This window comes from Cupriavidus sp. 8B (assembly GCF_054589115.1).
The window spans coordinates 1-260 of sequence record NZ_BAAILO010000302.1; the positions used below are offsets into that span (position 1 = coordinate 1).

The following is a 260-nucleotide window of genomic DNA, read 5'->3' on the forward strand; positions in this document are numbered from 1 at the left end:
ACCGGGCCGCCGGAGAGCACCGCGCGCTCATAGTCCAGCCCGCTCATCAGCACCTTGGCGCCCAGGTTCTCGCCGCCAAGGATGTTCTCCACCGGCACTTCCACGTCCTGGAACACCAGCTCCCCCGTGTGCGAGCCGCGCATGCCGAGCTTGTCCAGCTTCTGCGCCACCGAGAAGCCCTTCATGCCCTTCTCGACGATAAAGGCGGTCATGCCGCGCGCGCCAAGGTCCGGCTCGGTCTTGGCGTAGACCACCAGCAC

General features: G+C 66.9%; 1 protein-coding gene. It reads right to left on the bottom strand.

What is annotated here, in order from left to right; genetic code table 11:
- On the bottom strand, positions 1-260 hold a 260-nt coding region (locus tag ACYP5B_RS30860), incomplete at both ends, for an acyl-CoA dehydrogenase family protein (protein ID WP_459572194.1).